Annotated in this window: 16 protein-coding genes; all 16 read right to left on the bottom strand. The window is 54.8% G+C overall.

Going from position 1 to position 16,447, the window contains the following annotated elements:
- Positions 1–11: 11 nt before the first annotated feature.
- Entirely contained in the window at positions 12–1,193 is a 1,182-nt protein-coding gene (locus tag KNP82_RS05860) for a glycine C-acetyltransferase (RefSeq protein ID WP_214827310.1), read from the bottom strand.
- 14 nt (positions 1,194–1,207) lie between these two features.
- Positions 1,208–2,284: an L-threonine 3-dehydrogenase gene (gene tdh, locus KNP82_RS05855; protein WP_051627709.1), complete on the bottom strand. Its 1,077-nt coding sequence runs from the start codon at positions 2,282–2,284 to the stop codon at positions 1,208–1,210.
- A 169-nt stretch (positions 2,285–2,453) separates the two neighbouring features.
- Positions 2,454–2,714 carry a stage V sporulation protein S gene (locus KNP82_RS05850; protein ID WP_012726477.1) on the bottom strand — a complete coding sequence of 87 codons (261 nt, stop codon included), beginning with the start codon at positions 2,712–2,714 and terminating at the stop codon, positions 2,454–2,456.
- Between the two features lie 26 nt (positions 2,715–2,740).
- On the bottom strand, positions 2,741–3,535 hold the full coding sequence (locus KNP82_RS05845) for a TIGR00282 family metallophosphoesterase (RefSeq protein ID WP_131471221.1): 795 nt from the start codon (positions 3,533–3,535) through the stop codon (positions 2,741–2,743).
- A 48-nt stretch (positions 3,536–3,583) separates the two neighbouring features.
- Positions 3,584–5,146, bottom strand: coding sequence for a ribonuclease Y (gene rny / locus KNP82_RS05840; protein WP_029595337.1), 1,563 nt, complete (start codon positions 5,144–5,146; stop codon positions 3,584–3,586).
- 187 nt (positions 5,147–5,333) lie between these two features.
- Complete coding sequence (gene recA, locus KNP82_RS05835; RefSeq protein WP_021067612.1) at positions 5,334–6,383, bottom strand: recombinase RecA; 1,050 nt, start codon at positions 6,381–6,383, stop codon at positions 5,334–5,336.
- Positions 6,384–6,459: 76 nt separating this feature from the next.
- Complete coding sequence (locus KNP82_RS05830) at positions 6,460–7,686, bottom strand: competence/damage-inducible protein A (RefSeq protein ID WP_021067613.1); 1,227 nt, start codon at positions 7,684–7,686, stop codon at positions 6,460–6,462.
- Positions 7,687–7,754: 68 nt separating this feature from the next.
- Complete coding sequence (pgsA, locus tag KNP82_RS05825) at positions 7,755–8,333, bottom strand: CDP-diacylglycerol--glycerol-3-phosphate 3-phosphatidyltransferase (RefSeq protein WP_021067614.1); 579 nt, start codon at positions 8,331–8,333, stop codon at positions 7,755–7,757.
- 31 nt (positions 8,334–8,364) lie between these two features.
- A complete protein-coding gene (locus KNP82_RS05820) occupies positions 8,365–9,216 on the bottom strand; it encodes a helix-turn-helix domain-containing protein (RefSeq protein ID WP_251128653.1) in 852 nt (283 codons plus the stop codon).
- Between the two features lie 48 nt (positions 9,217–9,264).
- The gene (locus tag KNP82_RS05815) at positions 9,265–10,041 is read right to left on the bottom strand and encodes a YmfK family protein (RefSeq protein ID WP_021067616.1); all 777 of its coding nucleotides are present in this window, start codon (positions 10,039–10,041) and stop codon (positions 9,265–9,267) included.
- Between the two features lie 97 nt (positions 10,042–10,138).
- Positions 10,139–10,834: an elongation factor P 5-aminopentanone reductase gene (gene ymfI / locus KNP82_RS05810; protein WP_131471223.1), complete on the bottom strand. Its 696-nt coding sequence runs from the start codon at positions 10,832–10,834 to the stop codon at positions 10,139–10,141.
- Positions 10,831–12,090 carry an EF-P 5-aminopentanol modification-associated protein YfmH gene (gene yfmH / locus KNP82_RS05805; protein ID WP_214827308.1) on the bottom strand — a complete coding sequence of 420 codons (1,260 nt, stop codon included), beginning with the start codon at positions 12,088–12,090 and terminating at the stop codon, positions 10,831–10,833. Before yfmH ends, ymfI begins: the two co-directional genes overlap by 4 nt.
- Positions 12,087–13,325: an EF-P 5-aminopentanol modification-associated protein YfmF gene (yfmF, locus tag KNP82_RS05800; protein ID WP_214798399.1), complete on the bottom strand. Its 1,239-nt coding sequence runs from the start codon at positions 13,323–13,325 to the stop codon at positions 12,087–12,089. The genes yfmH and yfmF overlap by 4 nt, the downstream gene beginning before the upstream one ends.
- Before the next feature lie 8 nt (positions 13,326–13,333).
- On the bottom strand, positions 13,334–13,885 hold the full coding sequence (locus KNP82_RS05795) for a cob(I)yrinic acid a,c-diamide adenosyltransferase (RefSeq protein ID WP_021067620.1): 552 nt from the start codon (positions 13,883–13,885) through the stop codon (positions 13,334–13,336).
- Positions 13,886–13,938: 53 nt separating this feature from the next.
- Positions 13,939–15,642 (bottom strand): sensor histidine kinase, encoded by a 1,704-nt coding sequence (locus KNP82_RS05790; RefSeq protein WP_058763840.1) that lies wholly within the window; start codon positions 15,640–15,642, stop codon positions 13,939–13,941.
- Positions 15,642–16,358 (bottom strand): response regulator transcription factor, encoded by a 717-nt coding sequence (locus tag KNP82_RS05785; RefSeq protein WP_021067622.1) that lies wholly within the window; start codon positions 16,356–16,358, stop codon positions 15,642–15,644. Before KNP82_RS05785 ends, KNP82_RS05790 begins: the two co-directional genes overlap by 1 nt.
- Positions 16,359–16,447: the final 89 nt, after the last annotated feature.

Here is a 16,447-nt window from a genome sequence, read left to right as displayed (position 1 = left end):
GCAGTTCAATCTTACGCGTGGAGTGTGACGTTCAGTTCTTCCGCGACCGCCTTGAAGGCAGCGAGCGCACGTTCGAGGTCGTCACGGGTATGTTCCGCCGTCACGATCGTCCGAATCCGAGCCTTGCCTTTCTCGACCGTCGGGAAAGCGATGCTCTGTGCGAACACGCCGTGGTCTTTCAATTTGTCCGAGAACGTGTGCGCGAGCGTCTCTTCGCCGAGCATGACCGGTGTGATCGGCGTCGTCGCATGGCCGATATTGAAGCCGAGATCACGAAGACCCGTCTTGAAGAACTCGGTGTTCGCCCAAAGCTTATCGAACAGCTCTTCCTCCTCTTTCATGACACGGATCGCCTCACGGTTCGCCGCGACGACCGCTGGCGGGTGTGACGTCGAGAACAAGAACGGACGTCCCTTTTGAATCAAGAAGTCACGGATGTCGTTCGAGCAGGCGACGTAGCCGCCGAGGACACCAATCGCTTTCGACAACGTCCCGACTTGTAGCGCGACCCGGCCGTCGAGCCCGAAGTGGTTGACCGTACCGCGGCCGTTTTTGCCCAGCACGCCCGAGGCGTGGGCATCGTCGACCATGACCGCCGCGTCATACTTCTCGGCGAGCTCGACGATTTCTGGGAGCGGCGCGATGTTGCCGTCCATCGAGAAGACGCCGTCCGTGACGACGAGACGCGTCCGATAATCTTGCGTCTCTTTCAACGCCGCCTCTAAATCGGCGAGGTCGGTGTGCTTATAGATGCGGCGGGCCGCTTTCGTCAACCGGATGCCGTCGATAATCGAGGCGTGGTTGAGCGCGTCACTGATGACGACGTCTTCCGGACCGAGCAGTGCCGACAAGACGCCGAGGTTCGTCGCGAAGCCCGACTGGAACACGAGCGCCGCTTCCGTATGTTTGAATTCGGCGAGCTCGCGTTCGAACGCCTCGTGCATCTCGAACGTCCCGGCGATTGTCCGGACCGAACCTGTGCCGGCCCCGAACTGTTCGACCGCTTCAATCGCCGCTTGTTTCAAGCGCGGATGGTTGGCGAGTCCGAGATAGTTGTTCGAAGACAACTGGACGAGCGACTTGCCGTCGATCGTGACTTCGTTCGCTTGCGCCGACTCGAGCGGCACGAGCGAGCGGAACGTGCCCGCTTGTTTCATTTCATTGACTGCTTCTGTAATATGTTCAAATGCCATATCGATTCCCCCTGTTATGGTATTAAGACGACCTTTCCACATTTCCCGGCACGCATAAGCTCGAAACCTTGCTCGAACTCCTCAAGCTTGAACACGTGCGTGATAATCGGTTCTACGTTCAGCTGACCTGTCGCGAGTAGCGTCGACACTTGACCCCACGTCTCATACATCTTACGTCCGGTGATGCCCTGAACGCGCACCCCTTTGAAGACGACGTCACGCGTCAAGTCGATGGCGACCGGCTTGGCTGGGAGTGACAACACATTGACGTCCCCGCCGGCCGTGACCATCTTGAACGCCTGGTCGATGGCGACCGGATGCCCGCTCATCTCACAGACGACATCGATACCGTCCCCGTCCGTCTGATCCATGATCAGCTCGAGCGGATTTTGCTCGAGGCTATTGATGACGACGTCCGCCCCCATGTCTTCGGCGAGCTTCAACCGGTACGGGTTGACATCAATCGCATAGACGCGGCTCGCGCCCGCCGCCTTGGCGACGCCGACGGCCATGAGCCCGATTGGCCCACACCCGACGATGGCGACCGACTTGGCCGACACGTCACTCGCGAGCACTGTATGGACGGCGTTTCCGAGCGGCTCTTGAATCGAGGCGAGCTTGGCCGGCATCGACTCTGGATTGACCCACAAGTTCTCTTCGGGCATGACGACGTATTCAGCGAAACAGCCTTGCGTGTCGACACCGATGATTTTCGTGTTCTTACAGATGTGATACTGCCCGCGCAAACACTGTTTACATTGGTGACAGACGATATGCGTCTCGGCCGATACGGTCTGTCCGATTTGGATGCGTTTCGTTCCTTCCCCGAGCGCCACGACTTCCCCCGCGAACTCGTGACCGAACACGTATGGCGGTTTGACCCGGCTCTTTGCCCAGTCGTCCCACTCATAAATGTGGACATCGGTCCCGCAAATCGATGTCGCTTTCACTTTGATTAACACTTCCCCGGCTCCTGGTGTCGGGATTGGCACTTCGACCAATTGGGCCCCGAATCCGGCCGTATGTTTTTGAATCGCTTTCATCACAGGTGTCGTTGCTTCCTTCTCTGTCGTAGACACGAGCTGTTCCATTGAAAACGTCCCCCTCTTCATCTCTTAATCGAACTTCACGTTCTCTTTCATCTTGTCATAAAATGACGAACCTGAGAAGATAGAACGTCGATTTTCCAGACAAAAAAGAGAAGCCATCCGCGCCGATGGCTTCTCTTACAAGAATAGGACCTATGTCCCGACCGCAAGCTCATCTTGGTTCGATGATGAGCTTGATTGCCGTTCGTTCTTCTCCGTCAATCATAATATCGGTGAACGCCGGGATGCAAATCAAATCCAGCCCGCTCGGCGCGACGAAACCACGCGCGATCGCGACCGCTTTGATGGATTGATTGAGCGCTCCAGCGCCGATTGCTTGAATCTCACACGTTCCTTTTTCACGAAGTACGCCAGCGAGTGCACCCGCCACGGAGTTAGGATTCGATTTTGCCGAAACTTTGAGTACGTCCATTCTTGTTTCCCCCTCGGGTAGGTTGTTCAATCAAACCATACGGTCTGATCATCTAGGTGTATGCGTTCGATTTTCGTGGCTCGTTTCGATTGGTCATCGATTGTGATTAAAACTCCATTTAGTTGTTCCCGTCCCTCGGCAACTTCAAACCGGACCGGGAGCTGGGTGATGAATTTTCTTAAGACGACCTCGGCATCCATGCCGAGCACCCCGTCGAGCGGACCCGTCATCCCGACGTCGGTGATGTACGCCGTACCGTTTTGTAGGATGCGGTTGTCAGCCGTCTGGACGTGCGTATGGGTGCCGACGACGGCTTGGACGCGCCCGTCAAGGTGATACCCCATCGCAATCTTCTCACTCGTCGCCTCGGCGTGCATGTCAACGAAAATCGCGTCGACCTCGCCCCGAATCTCTTCGACGAGGGCGTCGACGGTACGGAACGGACAGTCGAGCGACGGCAAGAACACCGTGCCCATCGCGTTGATGACGGCGAGCTTCTTCCCGCCTTGTTTCAACACCATCATCCCGACACCCGGCGTGCCGTCAGGATAGTTGGCCGGACGGACGATGCGGTCAGCATCATCGATCCAGTCAAAGATGTCACGGTTGTCCCAAGTATGATTCCCCATCGTCACGCCATGGAACCCAAGCTCAAGAAATTGTTGGTATATTTTTTTTGTGATACCGCGCCCGTTGGCTGCGTTTTCACCGTTGACGAGCATGAACGTCGGGCTATATTTGCTTTTTAAGCGTCCAATTTGGGCGCTCAAGATGTCGCGACCTGGTTTTCCGACCACGTCGCCGATAAATAAGATTTTCATAGTCTTGTCCTCCTCCAATAGAAAAAGCGGAGAATGTCTCCGCTCTTGTTACTTCGCATAATCGACGGCACGCGTTTCGCGAATGACCGTCACTTTGATTTGGCCTGGATAGTCAAGCTCATCTTCGATCCGTTTACAGATGTCGCGGGCCATCTTGTTCGCCACGACGTCATCGACGACGTCTGGGCGGACGATGATCCGGACTTCACGTCCCGCTTGGATGGCATATGACTTCTCGACTCCTTCGAACGACTCACAGATCGCTTCGAGGCGCTCAAGGCGTCGGATATAGCTTTCGAGCGTCTCTTGACGGGCTCCTGGACGTGCCGCTGACAAGGCGTCAGCCGCTGCGACGAGGACCGCAATCGTCGACGTCGCTTCGACGTCCCCATGGTGCGAGGCAATCGAGTTGATGACGACTGGATGCTCTTTGTACTTCGTGGCGAGTTCGACACCAATCTCGACGTGGCTGCCTTCGACTTCATGGTCGATGGCTTTCCCGATATCGTGGAGGAGACCCGCTCGTTTGGCGAGCGTGACGTCTTCCCCGAGCTCGGCGGCCATCATGCCGGCGAGGTGGGCCACTTCGACCGAGTGGGCGAGCACGTTTTGACCGTAACTCGTCCGGTAACGCATTCGACCGAGCGTCTTGACGAGGTCCGGGTGGACGCCGTGGATGCCGGCTGAGAATGTCGCTTCTTCCCCGTATTCACGGATGCGCTCATCGACTTCACGACGTGATTTCTCGACCATCTCTTCAATGCGGGCCGGATGGATCCGACCGTCTTGAACGAGTTTTTCGAGCGTCATCTTGGCGATTTCACGACGGACCGGGTCAAATCCAGATAGGATGACCGCTTCCGGCGTGTCATCGATGATGAGGTCGATGCCGGTGAGTGTCTCGAGCGTGCGGATGTTACGTCCTTCACGTCCGATAATCCGCCCTTTCATCTCATCACTCGGCAAGTTGACGACTGACACGGTCGTCTCGGCGACGTGTTCGGCCGCATAACGTTGCATCGTGAGAGACAAGAGGTGTTTCGCTTTTTTATCAGCTTCTAATTTTGCTTTTTGCTCGATTTCTTTTTGAAGGAGAGCAGCATCGTGAAGCGCTTCCTGCTTCGCTTCGTCCATGATGATGGTCCGTGCTTCTTCTTTCGACAAGGCTGCCACGCGTACTAGTTCTTGGCGTGCCTCCTCATATAATTCCTCCACTTTGCTCTCGAGCGTTTCCGCTTCACGCTTCCGTTTCGCGAGTGCAGCCTCACGTTCATCCAGGGCGTCTTCTTTCCGTTCAAGCATGTCTGCTTTCCGGTCGAGAAGCTCTTCCTTTTGGACGAAACGATTTTCTTTCACTTTCTGCTCTTCACGTCGTTCGCGCAATTCTTGTTCGGTTTCATTGCGAAGTTGAATCATCTCTTCTTTTACTTCAAGCCGTGCTTCTTTTTGCATCGCTTCCGATTGTTGTCGCGCTTGCTCTACAATCTTGGTCGCTTCCGTCTCGGCACCTTGAATCTTCGCTTCGGCGATCGATTTACGCACAAAAAAACCTGCAACAAAAGCTATCGGCAAAAGGAGGATCAGAATAAGCTCTAATAGCCATTCCATCATGTTCACCTCCCTTTCGCAAGGTTATTTTATTTTTTCATGAATGAAAACGCGAGCGAGCCCGCGTATAGCTTTATTGTACTTATTTACCTGTTAGAATGCAATGCACGGACAGGATAGAACTACCAATTCATCAAAAAAATTATACTAAAAAAATCTCGCCTGAACCATGTCAGGCGAGAAACGTTACTTACTCTTCGTCTAAAAGTGAGAGGACGTCATCGTTGTCAGCTTCGACTGTGACCGTCTTTTCACCGTTGAGACCGTAGTGGTCGCGAATCCGTTCTTCGACCGATGCGGCCACCGACGGGTTCTCTTTCATATACTGCTTCGCGTTCTCACGGCCTTGACCGAGACGCTCCTCGTTGTACGAGTACCACGCGCCGCTCTTTTGAACGATATCGAGGTCGGCCCCGATGTCGATGAGCTCGCCTTCACGCGAGATTCCTTCGCCGTACATGATATCGACTTCTGCCGTCTTGAACGGTGGCGCGATCTTGTTTTTGACGACTTTGATTTTCGTCCGGTTCCCGACCATGTCTTGACCTTGTTTGAGCGTTTCAGCACGACGGACTTCGAGACGGACCGACGAATAGAACTTGAGGGCACGACCACCAGGTGTCGTTTCCGGGTTACCGAACATGATTCCGATTTTCTCACGGATTTGGTTGATGAAGATGACGATTGTCTTCGACTTGTTCGTCGCACCAGACAATTTACGGAGCGCTTGGCTCATGAGGCGGGCTTGAAGACCGACGTGTGAGTCTCCCATCTCCCCTTCAATCTCGGCTTTCGGAACGAGTGCCGCAACCGAGTCGACGACGAGGATATCGACCGCACCAGAGCGGACGAGGGCTTCCGCGATCTCAAGGGCTTGTTCCCCTGTATCCGGTTGTGATAAGAGCAACTCATCGATGTTGACGCCCAAGTTTTGTGCGTATTTCGGGTCGAGCGCGTGCTCGGCGTCGACGAAGGCAGCTTGTCCGCCGCGCTTTTGAACTTCAGCGATAGCATGAAGCGCCACCGTCGTCTTACCTGACGATTCAGGTCCGTACACTTCGATGACACGACCACGTGGATAACCACCTGCACCGAGGGCGATGTCGAGGGCGATTGAGCCTGACGGGGTCACCGAAACTTGCTGATCTGTATTTTCACCGAGGCGCATGATTGAGCCTTTACCGAATTGTTTCTCAATTTGGCGTAATGCCATTTCTAACGCTTGTTTACGATCACTCATAGATTAATGAGCCTCCTTTGATTGATACTTTCATTATAAGCGAAGCGAAGACGATACACAAGTTTTTTGCGAACGTTTATTCGCCTTTTTTCATTTGTTGCAGGAGCGCCCACATTCCGTCTTTCGTAGCCCGGGCTTGAATGACATGCCGCTCTTGATGCGGGTAATCACGTTCAATCACGTCAATCCCGTCCGGTGACCGGATGCCGATGAACACTTTTCCGACCGGCTGACCCGAATTTGACGTCGGACCGGCCTCGCCGGTGAACGCCAGCCCATAATCCGTTCCGGTCTGACGCGTCAGACCGAGGATCATTTCAAAGGCGACTTCTTTTGAGACGACCGAGTGTGAATCAATTGTATCAAGGGACACCCCTAAAAACCTATTTTTTAGCTCGTCGGAGTACGTGACGACCCCGCCCTTGAACACCGAGGATGCTCCTGGAACGGCCGTGAGCATCGCTTGGGCTTGACCGCCCGTGAGCGACTCGGCAATCGACAGCGTCGCCTTGCGCGCTTGTAACTCGTGAATCAGCCGTGCGGCGAGCGTATCCTCGTCTGAACCGAAGTAATAGTGACCGACCCGCGCCAAAATATCCTGTTTGACCCGTTCAATCATCTCCCGCGCCACGGTCTCAGTATCGGCGCGGGCGCTGATGCGCAGTCGTGCCTCGCCCGACTCGGCGTATGGGGCGACCGTCGGGTTCGACCCGGTCATCAAATCGACGACGGCCGCGTCGAGCGCCGACTCACCGATTTCATAAAAGCGCAACGATTCAGAGACGATGGTCATCCCGCCGAATTTTTCTGGGAACGTGGCGTCGACGATCGCTTTCATCTCCCACGGGACACCCGGTAACAACAGCCATGTCGGTTCGTCCTCGATCCACATCCCGGGCGCGAGACCGACCGGGTTGGTGAGCACTTCGGCCCCGGTTAAGACGTCTGCTTGCCGCGCGTCCCCTTCGTTCGGCTCGCGTCCGCGCGAGGCGACGAAACGATGGATCGTCTCGAGCGATGCCTCGTCACGGATGAGTGGACGACCGAGCACCTCGGCGAGTGTCGTCTTCGTGATATCATCCGCCGTCGGCCCAAGGCCGCCAGTGACGATGACGAATTCACTTCGTGATCGCGCTTGTTCGAATGTCGCTCGCAAACGTTCCTGATTATCTCCGACGACTACATGATACAGCACGGACAACCCATATTTCGACAGCTGTTCTGATAAGTAACGGGCGTTCGTGTTCGTGATTTCCCCTAAGAGCAGTTCAGAGCCTACCGCAATGATTTCGGTGCGTTTCATCCAAATTCCTCCTCCCAATAAAAAAACGAGCTGTTCGGCCAAGCTGAACAACTCGTCTATGCCGATGGTTACATCGACTTTACAATGATCTTATAGTTTTGTGCGAAATATTCGGCCCCTGAGTAAATCGTCAAGACGAGCGCGAGCCACATGGCCCATTCGCCGAACGGGATGCCGACATAGCTGAAAATCGGGTTGCCGAACAGCAGGAAGATGATGGCAAAGAGTTGGACCCATGTCTTCGCTTTGCCCGACTTCCCGGCCGCGACGACGATTCCTTCATCGGCCGCCACGAGACGAAGTCCCGTCACCGCGAACTCACGCGAGAGAATGACGACGACGACCCATGCCGCGACGAGATCCATCTCGACGAGCAGGACAAGTGCCGCCGTGACGAGTAGTTTGTCAGCGAGCGGATCCATGAATTTCCCAAAGTTGGTGACCAAGTTGTGCTTCCGGGCGAGATGCCCGTCAAGCCAGTCAGTGATAGCGGCAATCGTAAAGATGACCGCGGCGATGAATTGATGGAGCGGTACGTCCGCCCCGAGGAAAGCGATGTCTCCCCAATCAAAATCTACGGCGAGTAAGACGACGAACACGGGGATGAGCAACACCCGTAACATCGTCAAACGGTTAGGTAGGTTCATCGAGAACTCCTCCTCTAGAAGGAGAGTCAACTTATTCTGCGTCGACTCTCTTTACAAATATATTTTGTGTGACCGGCGAGTCGGCTAATTCAAGCTCCCGGCCATTGACAACAATTTTCTCGACCCCACCGATCAAGCCGATTCGGATGCGAAGCGTATCCGTCTCCGCGTCCTCGATGACAATCGGGTTTTGTTTCGATTGGTTCGGATATTCCGGAGCGAGGAACGCTCCCTCGAGTGAGGTGTCCCGAACACCGACATATGTCGCCGGCGACTCTTTCACATGAATCTCCGTCGTCAGTTTATCGGCCGTCGCGATCTCATATGTGAGGTCTGCCCCGTTCGTCGACGCGACCGCAATCGGTCCCGTCTCTTCTGTCGGTTCTTCTTCGACCGGTTCTTCAGCCGGTGGTTCTTCTTCGACCGGCTCTTCTTCCGGCACGTCCTTGTTTTGATCAATGGTTACACCCGAGTTCGTCTGTTCAGTCGGTGACGCGTTTTGGTCGCCGAAATCAAGGTTTCGGACGACGTAATAGACGGCCGTCATCAACAGGAACGCGACGAGCACGAGCATGACTTTCGGTACCCAACGCGAGACACGGCTCGACGTCTCGGACGCTTTCGAATAGGTTTGCTTTCGCGATAATTGAACGGTCGGTTGCGGCTCGATTTTCGGCAAGTCTTTCGCATACGTCTCGTACAGTTCATCGACATCAAGTCCTAACGATTCCGCATACGTTTTAATGAACGCCCGTGCATAGAACGAGCCAGGGAGATTTTTGTAATCACCTTCCTCGATCGCGATGATATAGCGTTTTTGAATCTTCGTCGTCTGCTGGATTTGGTCGAGCGTCAAACCGCTCGCCTCACGCCTTTGTTTCAAAAAAGTCCCTAGTTCTGTCACAGGGGTCCACACCTTCCATTCAAGTAGTTATTCAAACCATTCTGCCTCACGATGTGTCTCTTGAGGAATGATAATCTCCTCATCTTGTGAGTTCCTCAGTTCGATGATGTAATCAAAGTCTTCGAACACGCAATCGGTGTTGCGCACGTATAGGTCCGGATGCTCGATGACTTTCACGGACGGCAACCGCATGACTTCTCGAATCAATTGACGATGGCGTTCATCCATCGTCCGCGTCGAGACGGCACCGTCGATGATATAGACGTGGTCCCCTTCGCGTTCTTCTTCGAACAGCGAGGTCCGTACCGTTTGCTTCATGAGCGTCGATGACAGGAACAGCCAGCGCTTGTTCGCACAGACGCTCGCCGCAACAATCGACTCGGTCTTCCCGACACGCGGATTGCCGCGCACCCCGATCAACAAGTGCCGTTCTTCTTTCATCAGTTCGGCGACGAAGTCGACGAGGACACCTAAGTCCTCGCGGACGAATTTGAACGTCTTCTTGTCGTCATTGTCGTGCTCGATGTAGCGCCCATGTCGAATCGCGATTCGGTCGCGAAGCTTCGGTCGCCGGAGCTTGATGACGACGATGGCTTCCATCTTGCGCAAAATATGTTCCAGACGATGGACGTGATCCGCGGCCGGGGCCTTTAACAGCATGCCGCGGCGCTGGAGATCGACGCCGTTAATCGTCACGATTGAGATTTGAAGCATCCCCATCAGGGAAGCGATATCCCCCAGGATACCGGGCCGATTTTGGCAAAGTTCATATTCGAGATACCATTCTTCGAACTTATGATCCATCTCGTCCACCCTTTCCGATGTGTGCTCGCTACCTTGTTCATTCTAAATTATTTTAGAAGAATTGAAAAGAACTCGTTTCAGTCGTGACGACAAAGTTTCACACCCAACCGCCATCGATACGGAGCACGGCACCGGTCATATAGGCTGCAGCCGGGGAGCAAAGAAAACGAATCGTCTCCGCCACTTCCTCAGGTCCGCCTAACCGGCCGAGCGGAATCTCCTCACGGGCCGTTTGTTTCGTCTCTTCTACCGTATCATTCATCGGAGTGTCAATCCACCCCGGTGTGACCGCGTTGATACGGACATGAAACGGTCCCGCCTCACGCGCGAACGCTTTGACGAATCCGAGTTGGGCGGCCTTGACCGTCGAATAGAGGACTTCCCCGGCCGCACCGACCTCACCCCAGACGCTCGAGACGACGACGATATCTAGGGGGAGGTCGTACGCTTTTTGCCCGACGACGTGCTGCACGAGCCGGACCATCGAGCGGACATGAATCCGGTACAGCCGATCGAGTTCGAGGAGCGACTGGTCGACGAGCAACCCGTAGGCATGATTGCCGGCGACGTGGATGATGCGGTCGACCGGTCCGAGTGTGTCGAGCCAAGTCTCGAGCCCGGTCTCATCATCGAGGTCACACGTGACGACGTCAGCCGTCAGTCCTTCGCTCGCGACGAATGCACGGAGCGATTCCGCCTGCGTATGCGCCTGCAAGATGAGGTCATCGTCCCGGAACGACAGGGCGACGGCACGACCGATTGCCCCGCTCGCTCCCGTGATGAGCGTCGTCACGGCTTCTTGACGATGCAGACGGTCCGTTGATCGGCTTGGAATAGACGGTCATACGCGGCGTACAGATCGTCGAGTGAAATCGCATCGAGCAGATCAGGGATGTCGAACATATTACCGCCACTGAGCGCATAGCGTGAGAACTGGTTAGCGATGAACTCAGGTGAGTTGAGCGCCTTCAAAAACTGCCCTTTCATCATGCGCTTCTTGCGATCGAGTGTCTCGACGCCGAGTTCGAGCGGACGCTCGAGGGCGGACGTAATCCGATCGACGAACGTCTCGACGTGTGGCGTCTCTATCGACAGGACGGCGAAGGCGAACGTCTCTTCTGACGTATAGTCGAACGAGAACGCGTCATCAATCAATCCTTCGGCATACAGTTCCGCATAGAGCGGTGCCGTCGTGTCGAACAAGGCATGCATAAGGAGCTCGACGATGAGCTCTTGCTTCATGCCATCCTTGCCGGCAAGCGGCATGTCTTTATACCCAATCATCACTTTCGGCACCGATACGTCCATCTCGATAATGCGTTCGGCCAGATGCACCGTCTCCGGCTCCTCGATTTCTTCCCGCGCTGTCAACAGCGGCTGTGGGAACGTCTTCGCCGCCTGATTGGCGGTGATTTCCGCGAGGATGGCGTCCGGGTCGATATTCCCGACGACGAACAGCACCATGTTGCTCGGATGATAGAACGCTTGGTGGCAACGATACAAATCGTCCGCCGTAATGGCACTGATCGAGTCGATCGTCCCGGCGATATCGATTTTTACCGGGTGTTCGGCGTACATCGCCTCAATCAAACCGAAGTAGAGCCTCCAACCTGGATTGTCTTGATACATCTGAATCTCTTGACCGATGATGCCTTTCTCTTTTTCGACCGATGCTTCTGTAAAGTACGGCGCTTGGACGAAGTCGATTAACGTCTTCAAGTTCTCACTGACGTTCGACGTCGCACCGAACAAATATGCCGTCCGGGTGAACGACGTGAACGCGTTCGCCGACGCACCGAGGCGTCCGAATTGTTGGAACACGTCGCCGTCCTCTTTCTCGAACATCTTATGCTCGAGGAAATGGGCGATCCCGTCCGGTACGTCGACCCAGTCCTCTAGCTTGAACCGACGATCAATCGACCCGTATTTGGTCGTGAACGTGGCGTACGTTTTCTCATAGCCGGTCTTTTTCAATAAGTAAACCGTCAATCCGTTCTCGAGGACGGTATGATGAAGCGTCTCTCCGACGTTTGGAAAATCGAGTTTCATGCGGTTCCCCCCTTTAAACAATAGACGGCCTGTAGCGTCAATCGGTTCGCGAGCGCGGCCACGTCTTGACGCGACGTCCGTTCGATAATCGCCATCTCTTCGTCGAGCGAGAACGGACGGATGTCCGAACCGCTCATCCAAGCGATCAGTTGGCGCGGATTGTCGCCGAGTTGGCGACGCTGATGGAATAACATTGCTTTCGTCTGTTCGAGCGTCTCATCCTCGAACGTGCCGGCTTGAAGGTCGGCTAGCTGGTCGGCGATAATCGCCTCGGTCTTGGCCTGGTTCGAGGCATCGATTCCGGAGTAGACGAACAACATCCGGCTGAGCGAGCTATACTGCGAGGCCGCGTAATAGGCCAAGCTCTCTTTTTCGCGGACGTTCATGAACAGTTTCGAGTGCGGGAAGCCGCCGAATAAGCCGTTGACGACTTGCATCCGGACGGCGTCCTCACTTCTCGGGTCGATGTCGACTTGATAGGCAAGGTGCAACTTGCTCTGATTGATGGCTTGATGTTCCTCGAGCCGTTGAAACTCACGGTCGACCGGCTGGGGATACTCCCGAACGAGACGTTCTCCGAGCCCTTCGAGCGGGGCGAACGCGTCCGTCACTTGTTCACGACTGACGTCCCCGACGACATAGACGTCGACGCGGTCGTGACGGATCATCGCTTCATACGCCTCGAACAACGTCCGAGGTGTCACGTGCTCCAACTGGTCAAGTGTCCCAAGCGATGGGATGGCGAGTTCTTCGCCGAGCAGCTCTTGTAGACGTTGTTGGGCAAAGCGCATCTTGTCATCGTATACCGATTCGATCCGTTGACGCTGTAGACGAGCCTCTTGCTCGACGATGAGCGGTTGGAACGCCCCGTCATAGGCGTTCGGACGAAGTAGCACTTCCTCGAGCAGTTTGATGGCTTGAGCGAGCACCGGTTCGCCGACGAGTTCATCGTTCACGACTTCAAGCTGGAACTGGATGATATGCTCTTTGCCGACTTTTGAGGCCCCGGCGTACAGGCTTGCGTCATACAGTTGTTCGAGCGGCGTGTGGAACAGTTCGATCGACGGATAGGCTTCCGTCGCCTTCTCCATCACATACGGCAACAAGGCGCGGGCTGCAATCGTCTCAGGCGACAATGGCGCCGCGAACGAGACGAGACATGTCGTCGTCTTGAATTTTTGGGTCGGGTAGACCGAATAGTGCAATCGCTGTTGAAATTGTTCGATTCCTTTCATAACTGGATCTACTCCTTCTTCTTTTTCGTTTTAAAGACATCGGCACCGCGGGCGTACTCTTGATCAGGCACACCGGCCACGACGTTGGCGTAACGGGCCGCAGTAAATAAGTAATCACTCAATCGATTGTAGTACGGGAGTTGACGGACGGCTGCATCGACATTGACAAGTTCTCGTTCGACACGGCGACAGACGGTGCGCGCCACATGCAGGCTTGCCGCTCCGACACTGCCTCCCGGCAAAATGAACCGGACGAGCTCAGGACATTTGGCCTCAAGCTCGTCAATCCACGTCTCAAGCTCGGTGACGATCACTAAATCGACTTGTTGCGGCGGGTCTTGTTTATACATCAGCTCCGAGCCGAGATCGAACAAGTCGTGCTGGATTCGTGTCAATTGGGTCCGGAGCGTCTCGTCCGTCTGATGGGCGAGCGCGAGACCGATCTGACTGTTCAACTCATCTAACAGTCCCATCGCCTGGATGTGGGGATGGACTTTCAAGACGCGTCCACCGATGAGCGACGTCTCGCCCTTGTCCCCGCCTCGTGTGTACAGTTTCATGTCATTTCCTCCTTTATGCCACAAATGGTGACCCATAGGAGTCACCATTGTCGTTATGCCTGCGGTTGCGTGTACGGGAGACGGATTGTGAACGTCGTCCCTTCGTCGAGCGCGCTTGAGACGTCGACCGTGCCGTGATGGGCATCGATGACGTTCTTGACGATGGCGAGACCGATTCCGGTACCTGCCTTGCCGCCGCTCGTCCGTGCTTTATCCGCTTTGTAAAACCGTTCGAACACGAACGGTAAATCTTCTTTCGGGATGCCGCTGCCCGTGTCGGACAGACGGATCATGAAGCCGGTCTCTTCTGCGCTCGCTTCGAGTCGAATCGAACCGGACTCGGTATGTGCGATGGCATTGCCGATTAAATTCGTGAACACTTGTTCCAATCGGTCCCCGTCCGCCTCAATCGTGTGACGCGGAGCCTCAGTCGAGAGGGTGATCCCTTTCTCGTTCGCCATCTGGTTGAACTTGCGCATGACGCGCGGTAAAAACTCACCGAGGTCGAACGTTGCGAATTGCATCGTCTCTTTGCCTGATTCAATTCGTGCCAAGTCGAGTAAATCGTTGACGAGACGGGCGAGCCGGAGTGACTCATCATAGATGATGGAAGCGAATTCTTTCGTCGCATCATCACTCTCGGTCATGCCGTCGATAATCGCCTCGGAATACCCTTGGAGCGTCACGAGCGGGGTCCGGAGTTCATGGCTGACGTTGGCGACGAAATCGGTCCGCATCTTGTCGAGGCGATGGCTCTCTGTCGTGTCACGGATGACGACGACGGCCCCTTCGAAATCGTCCTCGCCAAGAAGCGGTGTCACGGTCAACGTGTAATAATGGTCGTGCTGTTTCACTTCAATCGTCTTCTCCGGAGCCCCGGCGACGACGTCCTCATAGAGCGACAACACGACTTCGTGCGGTTGCTCGTCAATGAGGAGCGGTTGGGCTTGAGGATTCGTCACGATGACGTTCGCATGGCGGTCGAGGGTGATGACCCCATCGGCCATCGACCGTAAAATCGAGGCCAATTGTAGCCGTTCCCGATCGAGCGCGTTCACATACGTCGACAGCTGGCTGCTCATCGCGTTGAACGAGCCGGCCAGTTCGCCGATCTCATCGTTCGACTTTTGAACGAGGCGCAGGTCGAACTGCCCTTCCCCTGTCTTGTTGACGGCGTCGCGCATCTCCCGGAGCGGTGCCGTGATGCGCGTCGATAAGAAGAACGCGAACACGGTCGTGACGATGATGGCCGAGGCGACCGTCCAAAAGATGATCGTCCGGGCCCCTTCGTTCGCACTCGAGATCGCATCAAGCGGTTCAATCAAATAAAGCGTATACTCGCCCGTCTCGAGTGAGAACGTCGTCCGGTATGCGAGCGCGGCCTGGTCGTCAAACGACGAGAAGTTCCCGATCGACGTCTCTCCGACGGCTTGATACGCTTCCCAGTCTTGACGTCCGAGTTCGGTCATGAGCCCATCGACTTCGGTCCCGAAATTCGAGCGGACCGTCCCGTTCTCCAATATATAGTTGGCGCCGTACACTTCGATGATTTGATCAACCGTCCGCGATGCGTCCCCTTCTTGGAGCAGTACGGATTGAACTTGTCCCCCGAGTTTGGCCAAATGGCCTCGTTCCTGATCAATATGAAACGAGTTGAAAAACTCGAGCATCAGAACGGAGACGATGAACAAGATAAGACTGACCAACACGAGAATCGTCAACCACAGCTTTGTGACGATGCTATTGCGGCGAATCATCACTCACTGACGACTTCGAACTTGTAACCGACACCCCATACCGTCGTAATCATGTGCGCGGCTTCTGGAGAGACCCGGTTCAACTTTTCCCGGAGTCGCTTCACGTGTGTGTCGACCGTTCGAAGGTCTCCAAAGAATTCATAGTTCCATACTTCTTTTAACAACTGTTCCCGTGAGAACACTTTGTCAACTTGCTTGGCCAAGAAGAACAACAATTCATACTCTTTCGGCGTGAGCGCAATCTCTTCCCCGTCGACCGTGACACGGTGCGCGTCGTTGTCGATCGTCAAATGCGGGAAGACGATTAAGTCTTTTGATTTTTCAGCCGTACGTAAATATTTGGTCGATCCTGAACGGCGGAGGAGCGCCTTGACGCGTAGGACGACCTCACGCGGGCTGAACGGTTTGACGATATAATCGTCGGCCCCGACCTCGAACCCTTGGACACGGTCGACTTCTTCCCCTTTCGCCGTCAACATGATGACCGGCGTCGCTTTCGATTTGCGAAGTTCGGTACACACCTCGACACCGTCCATTTTCGGCATCATCAAATCAAGCAGGATGACATCGAAATTATGCTCGAGGGCGAGCTGTAACGCCTCTTCCCCGTTCGTCGCTTCGACAATCACGTACTGTTCCCGTTCCAAATACATTTTTAATAGGCGGCGAATTCTTTCCTCGTCGTCGACCACTAAAATTTTTGTTTTATTAGCCATCCATTAAACCTCCTAATCGAACCATTACAAGATGTAGCGATTGTTGCACAATTGTGAACATTTCGCTCTCTTTCATAACTATACCACTC

The organism is Exiguobacterium sp. s26 (assembly GCF_018618235.1).
Lineage (GTDB): Bacteria > Bacillota > Bacilli > Exiguobacteriales > Exiguobacteriaceae > Exiguobacterium > Exiguobacterium chiriqhucha.
Note: the sequence above shows the minus strand (reverse complement) of the source record. Positions and strands in the feature narration are given on the sequence as shown.

Bases quoted from the DNA above. Each gene is read 5' to 3' on its own strand.
- KNP82_RS05860 (WP_214827310.1), bottom strand. From the start codon at position 1,193: ATGGCATTTGAACATATTACAGAAGCAGTCAATGAAATGAAACAAGCG.
- tdh (WP_051627709.1), bottom strand. From the start codon at position 2,284: ATGGAACAGCTCGTGTCTACGACAGAGAAGGAAGCAACGACACCTGTG.
- KNP82_RS05850 (WP_012726477.1), bottom strand. From the start codon at position 2,714: ATGGACGTACTCAAAGTTTCGGCAAAATCGAATCCTAACTCCGTGGCG.
- KNP82_RS05845 (WP_131471221.1), bottom strand. From the start codon at position 3,535: ATGAAAATCTTATTTATCGGCGACGTGGTCGGAAAACCAGGTCGCGAC.
- rny (WP_029595337.1), bottom strand. From the start codon at position 5,146: ATGATGGAATGGCTATTAGAGCTTATTCTGATCCTCCTTTTGCCGATA.
- recA (WP_021067612.1), bottom strand. From the start codon at position 6,383: ATGAGTGATCGTAAACAAGCGTTAGAAATGGCATTACGCCAAATTGAG.
- KNP82_RS05830 (WP_021067613.1), bottom strand. From the start codon at position 7,686: ATGAAACGCACCGAAATCATTGCGGTAGGCTCTGAACTGCTCTTAGGG.
- pgsA (WP_021067614.1), bottom strand. From the start codon at position 8,333: ATGAACCTACCTAACCGTTTGACGATGTTACGGGTGTTGCTCATCCCC.
- KNP82_RS05815 (WP_021067616.1), bottom strand. From the start codon at position 10,041: ATGGATCATAAGTTCGAAGAATGGTATCTCGAATATGAACTTTGCCAA.
- yfmH (WP_214827308.1), bottom strand. From the start codon at position 12,090: ATGAAACTCGATTTTCCAAACGTCGGAGAGACGCTTCATCATACCGTC.
- yfmF (WP_214798399.1), bottom strand. From the start codon at position 13,325: ATGAAAGGAATCGAACAATTTCAACAGCGATTGCACTATTCGGTCTAC.
- KNP82_RS05795 (WP_021067620.1), bottom strand. From the start codon at position 13,885: ATGAAACTGTACACACGAGGCGGGGACAAGGGCGAGACGTCGCTCATC.
- KNP82_RS05790 (WP_058763840.1), bottom strand. From the start codon at position 15,642: ATGATTCGCCGCAATAGCATCGTCACAAAGCTGTGGTTGACGATTCTC.
- KNP82_RS05785 (WP_021067622.1), bottom strand. From the start codon at position 16,358: ATGGCTAATAAAACAAAAATTTTAGTGGTCGACGACGAGGAAAGAATT.